Annotated in this window: 5 protein-coding genes; all 5 read right to left on the minus strand. The window is 43.7% G+C overall.

Annotated elements, in window-relative coordinates; genetic code table 11:
• Positions 1-612: 612 nt before the first annotated feature.
• Positions 613-1,719, minus strand: a complete 1,107-nt coding sequence (locus QUB12_RS32180) for a hypothetical protein (protein ID WP_333310308.1) — start codon at positions 1,717-1,719, stop codon at positions 613-615.
• Complete coding sequence (locus tag QUB12_RS32185; protein ID WP_333146938.1) at positions 1,716-3,578, minus strand: CHAT domain-containing protein; 1,863 nt, start codon at positions 3,576-3,578, stop codon at positions 1,716-1,718. Before QUB12_RS32185 ends, QUB12_RS32180 begins: the two co-directional genes overlap by 4 nt.
• A gap of 30 nt (positions 3,579-3,608) precedes the next feature.
• Entirely contained in the window at positions 3,609-4,784 is a 1,176-nt protein-coding gene (locus QUB12_RS32190) for a DUF1822 family protein (protein WP_333146936.1), read from the minus strand.
• A complete protein-coding gene (locus QUB12_RS32195) occupies positions 4,781-5,557 on the minus strand; it encodes a sigma-70 family RNA polymerase sigma factor (RefSeq protein WP_333146934.1) in 777 nt (258 codons plus the stop codon). The genes QUB12_RS32190 and QUB12_RS32195 overlap by 4 nt, the downstream gene beginning before the upstream one ends.
• Before the next feature lie 237 nt (positions 5,558-5,794).
• Positions 5,795-6,049 (minus strand): hypothetical protein, encoded by a 255-nt coding sequence (locus QUB12_RS32200; protein WP_333310310.1) that lies wholly within the window; start codon positions 6,047-6,049, stop codon positions 5,795-5,797.
• Between the last annotated feature and the right edge of the window lie 464 nt (positions 6,050-6,513).

A 6,513-nucleotide genomic window follows, 5' to 3' on the forward strand; every position in this document is an offset into this window, starting at 1 on the left:
GTAATCAATACAATATCGAATATTATATCACAATCCTGTAGGGGCGGGTTCACCGAAATATATGACACCCAACGACGGATCGTAAAAACCCGCCCCCACCCCACCCAAATATTAATAATTAATTGAATTTAACCATATAAATTGATGTTATTTGGGGTTGTTGGTTGGGTGGGGGCGGGTTTATTAAAATTGTTTTTGGGTGACAAAATTAGTCGCGAACCCGCCCCTACGAATTTTGGTTATTGCCAGCGTAGATTCATCTACCAATAGATTATAATATCACAATCCTGTAGGGGCGGGTTCACCGAAATATATGACACCCAACGACGGATCGTAAAAACCCGCCCCCACCCCACCCAAATATTAATAATTAATTGAATTTAACCATATAAATTGATGTTGTTTGGGGTTAGTAGTTGGGTGGGGCGGGTTTATAAAGATTATTTCTGGGTGACAAAATCCCTCGCGAACCCGCCCCTACGAATTGATGTTGTTTGGGGTTATTAGTTGGGTGGGGCGGGTTTATAAACATTATTTTTGGGTGACAAAATTAGTCGCGAACCCGCCCCTACGAATTTTGGTTATTGCGAGCGTAGATTCATCAGCAATTTACTATTTCCTCTGTTCCCTCCTTTGCAAATCTCGCAATTGCTTCTCTACCTTTTCCGCCATTGGCAAATCTCCCAAAGTTGTATATCCATCTTTTGCCATTCGCAAATATTTCATAGCTTCCAGATTATTTCTCATCGCTGAATGAACTTGCCCCAATCCGTATCGAGCCGCTGTCAACTCCTCAATATCGTCAGGTTTCGCCGTATTAATCACCTTGGAATAGTAGACTTCAGCCTGGGGAACCAGTTGTAGCTTTTCCAGATACATATCGCCCAAGGCTCGATTAATTGGCGGTGTTTCCACTCCTGCTTTTTGTATATTTTCTAAAATTTCTATTGCTTCGGCTATCAAGTTTGTGTTAAGATAAACGCTAGAAATTGCTAATTTTTTGGCGTTTTCGTTAGGTACTTGTTTGTCGATCGCCCCAACCGCATCCTTAACAGCCTCAACTTGCTTCTCATCCAGCAAGCTAAACTCTGTATCTCCTTCTCCCACAGCACTTTCGGAAGAAACACCCGTATTCGCCTCGACAATCAATCGGTATCTAACACCCGGTTTCAGCGCTGGTTCTCCCGGATACACAGCTTCAGTACCGCTAACAGTCATTTGCCAGTTTAATTTCGCTCCATTTTCGCGGAGGCTCAACTTATAGCTAGTCGCACCAGCAACCGGATTCCACCGCAAAATTGGCTTGCTGTCGAGCAATTTCGTCCGCCGCGGACTGATTATATAAGGAATTGGCGCGCTATTCCAAGCAATTTTATCGTCGCCGCGATCGGGACATTTAATCAAGTCGGTGCTGCAATCAGATTTCGACTCTTCTTTGGCTAACAAACAGCTATTCAATTGATTTTCACCCGGTGCGATCGACTTAATTCCCAAATCTGCACACTGGATCGTCAGTTGTGCGTTTTGTGCTGTTCGCAGTGTGTCTCCCGGATAAAGCGGCGTACCGCTGGTAGGGCGGACAATTCGGCCGTTTTGGCGCTCGATCGCAACTTCCCCGCTACTATGGATAATCAGTCCGTTGGATATTCTGTTACTCGCTGCTAGTGCAGTAGTTGCGATCGAGCTTAAAGCTATAAAAACTGCAATCCTGATTTTCACTTTATATTTCCTTTTGCTTGTAAACGTTGCTGGGCAATTCGCATACATTCATCTTGTTTCGGCACGCGGTAATCAGAATATTTAAGCGCCTGATTCCAGGCTTCTAAGGCTGCTTGCGGCTTACCTTTGATTTCGAGAACCTGTGCTAAAAGGCATTGAGCTTCAGGGCTATCGCCTCTGAATCCTATTGCTATTCTTAAATCTGCTTCAGCAGCGTCATATTGCTTTTGTTTAAACCGCGCCCAACCCCGATTTTTAAAACAAGCGGCTTTTACTCCGTCATATTCAGTGTGTTCTAAACAGCGAGCAATAAATTTTAAAGCTTCTTGAGGTTGATTGTTGAGAATCAGCGATCGAGATACTTGAGAATTCGCCTCAGCAGAACCCCGCCGCGCTGCATCCTTCATTAATTTTTGCGCGTGTTCTTTTTCATTCAAGTCCTCATACAACACAGCTAAGTTATAATGAGGTGTGGCATAATTTAAATTTAGTAAAGTTGCTAATTGGTAGCATTTTTCAGCGATCAATAGTTGACCCTGACGGTGGCTGGTTTTTCCTATTTCATTCACAACGCGGCCAAGTATCGGGCCCATTAACATATAACTGATAGCGGTAATGCCTAAACTTTTTGCCGCCCGCTGCATCCAATCAATTGGAAGAATTAATGATTGGTTATTGGGGCGATCGCCCGCCACATCATCTGCCGCTGAAATTAAAGATTTAGTTGCGCCACCTCCCGGTAACGTTAGTTCCTCAAAATTTGGATGCTGACATAGTACCGGAATCCCGCTAGCGCCCGGAAATCGAGATTCCCAGCGCAGCAAATCATCCTTAGCTTTTCGCACTGCCAAAAACAAAGGCTCTCCATCGGCTAAATATTTGAACAAAGACTTCACAAAATCGTGAGCAATTTGGTCGGGAATTGGTGCGCGCATCACAATTATCGACGGCAAAGGGTAGTTCTGGGCCACCAAGTCCGCCGCCAATCCCAAACTCGAACAGGAATTAAAGATTAGCAACTGCAAACCTTTGAAACTCGCTCGCTTTACACCTATTTTTAAATCCTCTACTTTGATAGTATTGTTGCCAGGATTTTGATTGATATGCAGCCGTCCGTTTGTAGCATTATCATCGCTATCGCTGTGTCCGGCAAAAAATAAAATTTGCCAGCCTTTTTCATCAAAAAGGCGATCGTTAAATTCTTCCGGTGTCGGGTTATCCAGCAATTCTAATTGACAGCGTTCGCCCAAACATTTTTCAATAATCCTTTTATCTTTTTTAACATCTATTCCCTTACTATTACCTAAAACACATAGAATTCTACCTCGCGAAGATAGATATGTTCCTCCTTTAGTTTCCTGTTGAGGAGGTATTGTATACTCTGACGGACTGCGGATGATTTCACTGTGGCGGTACTCTTCGCGAAAAATCCACGCATCCCAAGGCAACTCCGAAATCTGAGAATCATCGCACTCTAGAAATATTTGAACAACAGCTTCCGAGGGATTGCCGATTTGTGTCCTGAGATTTACCTCTATGTTGCTGTAAAAATGGTCAGTCTTCAGCCATGTTTGTATCTCTTTTTTTAAACCTTGATATATAGCATCAGGATTGCTTTCAGAAATGTGAGTTGTGCTTGCATAATTGACTTTAATTCGAGCAGCGCTTCTGCTAGATTGCAGTCCGGTACAAACAGCTTTCCATCTTCTGTGCAGCACCTCAACGTCTGGTGCTGGTGGCAAGCTTCCTTTGAATTGAATACTGATAGGTCTTGCTTGGTTTTTCAACTTCGCCGTGATGTGAGGAAATCCTTCTTGAAGATTTCCAGACCCTAAAGCCAATATGACAGTCCAGGTCATAACTTTGCTATGGTAACAGTAATCGCAAAATCATACCATAAAATTTTCTGTTATGCTCAAATCATCCAGCGCAAGTCGAATACTAAAACTTTCTTCGGGTTCCACGTAAAATTCCAGTGAAATACACTGATCTTGAACAGTCGATTCAACCTCATCTAAAACTTTTCCCGCATCGGATATTAACGACAGTTTAAGGTGACGAGGCAAATAACGATCGCCGATCGCCGGATGCAACTGGACGTGAACTCTGACAGTGCGATCGTCCTCTTCGGCAATAGCCACCAACAAAGCAACACTCGTCCTTCCCAAACGCATTCCCAAGTCAATCAACTTAGCCCGCGTCACATCAGCTTCGGGAAACCTGTTTATGCTGCTTTGACGCCTCTGCGAGGCAGATTCGACTCTCGAATTACCACCTCCTCGGAATACAAAACTTGGGTTATCGTCAGGAAAAATAAGGTGTTCTAAATTTTTTTTACCTTGCTCAATTTTCTGCCAACCTGTTTCTGCAACATTCTTAAACCAATGGCCTAAATTAGATTTAACCGGATTTTCTATTTTCACCGGGGAAGTATCCGGCTGTGGATCAAATATCGATTCAACCGACTCCCAATCGGATGTAAAAATATTCTCCAACCACTGACGCAGATTGACGTTAGATTCAGATAAATGTTCTAGAGATTCCGACAAATGTTCCAGGTGAATCAAGAAGTCATCCAGGGAATCTAAATCGCTCAATACTAATTCCCCCGTCTCAGCAGTCGGGGAAAATCCCAGCAATCTTGCTTCCTTTTCATCCCGATCAATTTCTACTACAATATAACCAATGCGTTCCTCCCTAGCTTCGATAGGAATATGGCACATTTCTGGGGAATTCACAGATGAATTTTTATTGCCATTTTCTCCCTTGTGGTCTGGGCTCCTAATTGGGCGACACTCAATTTTACCCAACCCTGTAATATACAAATCTGCCGTATCCTCAAACATCCTAATTACTGGATTCCAGCTATCGCATTGAGTCAAGTCAGTTTCAATATCCAAGATTGTTAAGTAATCCCGAACTGCGAGCAAAGCTAAAGTGTTGAGATAAATCTGTTCTACTCTTTGGGGGTGACGCTGTTCCGAAGCAAATTGCCATGCTAGACGAATTGCCTTTTGGGTAATTGGCATTGGGAATGATTGGTTTTCGATACTGTTATTGTTCATTTTTGTGTTACTCCTGGTAATATTAGTTGATATCCTTGGTCTTCGCAAAATTTTTGCAGCAGAGGGAGGCATTGAAGCTTGAGCAATTTATACAAAGTGCAAGGCGCACAGTTCAACTCTGCTGCTAGTTGTTCCATGCTTTGACCGGATGACCATTTACGCTGCAACAAAACTTGGCAAGTTATATCCGGTCTTCTGGGAAGGTGATTGCTTTTCAACACGCCAGTTGGATCGGTCTCAATCCATTCTAGAATCTCTTCCATATAGAAAGTTAGATCGGGAGTAGCAGGAATTTTTTCACTTGGCTTGAGACCGTCATCATCTTCATCATCTAAAGAAACCAGCCGTCGATCTGTTATATTTTGCTTTGCTTTCTGTTCGGCCAGACGACAATCTAACAGCCGCTTTTGGAGATAGGGATTTAACCAAGTCGTAATCAGGCTTTCTTCGGGATCGTAAGGTCGTTTTGCTGTGGTAGCTTCACATAAATTCCGAGACAGATAGATCCATGTCTTGTTAAGTGCCTCTTTGTAGTAAGGTGTGTGTTCTTTCCAGAGTTTGCCCGATTTGAGAATCTCTAGAATCAGTCGATGCAAGAAACGACCTCGCTGGGGACTGCCGGGGGGATGCTGGCAAGCTTTGGTGACGAGTTCGACGATTTGCTGGTGGGCGGGATCTCGATCGAACTTTTCCGATTTTACTGAGCACCCAACAGCATCGGATTCGTCAGATAAGTGGTCTTCCCCCTCGGAGGGGTTGGATTTATCAGTCATAGTTCAGTGCGGCCGCAACTTTGTTCCTACATTTACTTATCAGGGTAAGTTGGGGGAATTTATGCGAAATTCTGAAAGTTTTTTTGAGCAGATGGTTGAAAGTCTTGCTGTGCGGTGGATTGGGCCGTTGAATTAGATGTGAATTTTTGTTAACACGCATCAAAACCTGCATAAACCGGGTTTTTGCGATTTATGCAGGTTTGTAACGAAGTATTCTGCGAAAAACCCGGTTTCTGATCACCAGTGCGTAACACCGATCGCCCTTAAATCCCGAAAACACCCGTTGTTCCGTACTTTCACCCAGTGTTTACCAAACTCGACCAAAAAAACTTGAGAGTTTTGCATAAAACTACCGAGCTCACCCTGATAAGTAAATAGGAACAACAAAAAGGCTTTAGGGGCGATCGCCCTTAAATCCGCAAAACAACCGTTGTTCCGTACTTTCACCCAGTGTTTACCAAACTCGACCAAAAAAACTTGAGAGTTTTGCATAAAACTACCGAGCTCACCCTGATAAGTAAATAGGAACAACAAAAAGGCTTTAGGGGCGATCGATCTTTGGTGTTAACAACCAGATCGATCGCGCAATCCGGCTATCTCGCAATTCCGAACTCCGCCAGGGGTTGAAACCCCTGCCTCAAAGCGAAAGTCGTCTGAAGACGACTGAAGAATTTACCAGTCCTCTTTGAGAGGACTTTGGCTATGAGGCGGGGAATTCATTCCCTGCCGGAATGTGGGGAAGCGCGTTATTCGATCGCCCTTAAATCCCGAAAACACCCGTTGTTCCGTACTTTCACCCAGTGTTTGCCAAACTCGACCAAAAAAACTTGAGAGTTTTGCATAAAACTACCGAGCTCACCCTGATAAGTAAATAGGAAGAACAAAAAGGCTTTAGGGGCGATCGATCTTTGGTGTTAACAACCAGATCGATCGCGCAATCCGGCTATCTCGCAATT

Origin of the sequence: Microcoleus sp. B7-D4 (assembly GCF_036705125.1) — a bacterium.
GTDB lineage: Bacteria > Cyanobacteriota > Cyanobacteriia > Cyanobacteriales > Microcoleaceae > Microcoleus.

Coding starts and splice junctions, on each gene's coding strand:
- QUB12_RS32200 (WP_333310310.1), bottom strand. CDS start 6,049: ATGCAAAACTCTCAAGTTTTTTTGGTCGAGTTTGGTAAACACTGGGTG.
- QUB12_RS32185 (WP_333146938.1), bottom strand. CDS start 3,578: ATGACCTGGACTGTCATATTGGCTTTAGGGTCTGGAAATCTTCAAGAA.
- QUB12_RS32195 (WP_333146934.1), bottom strand. CDS start 5,557: ATGACTGATAAATCCAACCCCTCCGAGGGGGAAGACCACTTATCTGAC.
- QUB12_RS32190 (WP_333146936.1), bottom strand. CDS start 4,784: ATGAACAATAACAGTATCGAAAACCAATCATTCCCAATGCCAATTACC.